The sequence below is a fragment of the Mucilaginibacter sp. P4_E8 genome, from assembly GCF_056401495.1.
Window position 1 is genome coordinate 1 of the sequence record NZ_JBFUJG010000292.1, and the last position, 2,724, is coordinate 2,724.

The window sequence follows — 2,724 nt, forward strand, 5'->3', positions numbered from 1 at the left end:
CTGAGATACTATCCACGGAAATAAACCCGATGTTTTGTAGTATACCTGATCACGGTCGCGGGGTACGGGTTCATAAATTGTTTCATGCTTACCATCTATCTTCTCCCAACGCCACTGATCTTCGTGCCTGTCCCAGTCGCCTAAAAGCATATCCAGCAGGCGCGCCCTTAAAACTATCTTTTCGTCAACCCGGTTATCGTTATCATCCTGTAGTTTACGCTGTACTTTTTCTGTATTATCCGTTTTTTCGGCATCCAGCGGTTCCCGCTCTTCGAATAAAAAAACCTGATTGGCAAAATCTTGTTGGTACTCACCCAGCGCCGGGTCGTCAGGTACGTAAACAATTTCGGGATTAGAATGAGGTATACCTAATACCAGGGCCAGTGGCGGTACCGTTAATGCCGAAAATGGATGAGCGGCTGATACCTGATCCTGCAATATATCTTTGGCTACAGTAGGCCTAAGATCTACCGGTAACCCCTTTTCAGGATATTTTTGAATGGTTCTTAAAACCCATTGCTGCCCGGTTGGATCCTGCAGGCGTAATGATTTGGTTTGTTTCCCTCCGCCTCTCTGCAAAATCTTCAAACCACCCTTTTCTTTAGATATATGAAATATCCTTAGCTTAACCGGGGCCGACCAAAGTTTACGATAGTTTTCGCCAAGAAAAAAACGATGGGTTTTGCTTACTTTATTGTAATCTGGTTCAATAGCCAGTTTTATACTATCGCCCGATATTTGCGCTTGTGAGCCTAAAGAGTTTAATAGTAAAAAGCCCGTTAAAAACAGGAATAAATATTTAAACAGGTTTTTACGGGGTACCATACAAAGGTTCTTGTTTCGCGATAGCAGTATATACGCATATTACAAAATAGTTTTATTTTTCTAAAGCTATTTCGTAATTAACTCCCACTCTTAAAGCTTTTAAGCCTGTAACACCCTGTAGTTCTTCCAATTCAAGATATTCAAGGTCATCGGCTAATACTTTTTCCTCCTGCAGGTACTTAATATATTCCTGATATTCTGCTGCTTCTGCCTGGTTAAAGTAAACCATGGCTATTTTGCCGGGTTGTGTTAAACGTTCAATAGTTCCGGCTATTAAAACCTTATCAATGCGTTTTTTTACAACCTCATACCTGATATTGTAGGCACCTTCCACATCAAACCGTCTTTCATCATTTCTGAAACTTATATCAATAGAATTTGAATGTATAAATATAAGCTGTGTTGTTTGCAGCGGCCTTGAAAGCTGGTCAGTTAACCCGTAGGTAAGCCTTGCAATTTCGGCCATTGATTTTAGCTGCCACAAACGGATGTTTTTTAAATACAGAAGATCAAATACCCTGTCGGGGGCTATGGATTGCCCGATATAAATATCATATTCCACTCCATCGGTACGGAATTTTTCAAAATAGCATGGGAACGACTCCTGCACTTCTTCCTGTGCCTGTTCAAGATAATGATTAATGGAGGTATTAATAAGTTGCATGGAGGTTTCAAGGTTGCGGCGGTTGCCGAACGCCGAACCTGTCTCTTCGTTTAATGCATCAAAATACCTGTCAATGATCACTTTCTCATCCGGATAGTTTTGCCTGAAATGATTAAGAAAGGGGTTAACTTCATCATGCAGAAAAGTATCAAGCATCAATTCATCATTGGTGGTTATAAATCCGCTTACCTTTTCAAGCCATTCTTCACATTTGTATATTAGCTTGTCGGTAAGGGTTAAGTGTATATGCCCTTTTAATACAGCCAATGTTTCCATTATGATGGTAAGCAAGGCTTTCAGATCTTCTTGTAAGGCGCTATTACGTTCAATAGTTGAATTTCTGATATCAACTGCGCCAAACAACGGATAAACGTCATCAAAAACCACAGTTTCAATTTCCTGGTTCTTTTTATTTCTGGTGCCTTTTTTAAGATAGTTCCACGCTACTTCATTAAATTTCCATTGAACCGATGGCTGTAGTGAGGTAAATTTATTTTTAATAACTTTTTCAATACGCGAAGCAAACTGATCAATACTATTTTGCAATAATTGCGCTATCAACGGAATAGCTACCTGCAGTTTTGATAATAGTTTTTCATAAAAAACTATCTCTTCATAAGAGTAAACCTCCATTATCCCTGCCATTTTTTTATTGTAATAAACAGGGAAAATGCCGTATGATTTTATGCCTGATTGCTTTAAAACATTAAGGAACGGATGTTTTAATACCTTTTCTTCTGTAATCGATCTGAAAAATACGGGTCTGGGATTCTTCTTATAATCATCAGTTATGGAGTAAAATGTCTCCTCGGCCAGGCTAAATTCCTTTGCCGATGTGATCAATACACTTTGTGAGCACTCATTGGTGTCAAATATCAGTTTATTATTAACCGTTAAAAATGGTAATAACCCAAATTCAATAGCCGGATTTTCGGACAGGGTTTTAAGTGAATCTATAATGAGGTTATATTGATCAGTTTCTGTATTGGCATGGTTAACCAACTCATTCCTGATGCTCTCAATAGCATGCGGAAGTGTTACATCCGTTAATGTGATAACCGAAAAACCTTCAAACCTGAAATTTGTAAGCGGCAATATGTCCTCTAATTTTTCGATCCCTTCATAATCATTAATATAGGGCTCAATTGTTTCAAATGTAAGCGCCGGCAAATCGCCTATTAATTTTATATTGATGAACTGGGTATTGGTTTGAATGTTATAATATCGCGAAAGGC

The 2,724-nt window shown here is 38.6% G+C and carries 1 protein-coding gene and 1 pseudogene; both read right to left on the reverse strand.

Annotated features, from left to right (window positions below; genetic code table 11):
* Positions 1–825 (reverse strand): annotated as a pseudogene (locus AC1DRQ_RS30605) (BamA/TamA family outer membrane protein); the annotation flags it as partial.
* A gap of 52 nt (positions 826–877) precedes the next feature.
* Positions 878–2,724: GAF domain-containing protein (locus AC1DRQ_RS30610; RefSeq protein ID WP_477429765.1), on the reverse strand; the 1,847-nt coding region annotated here is incomplete at its 5' end.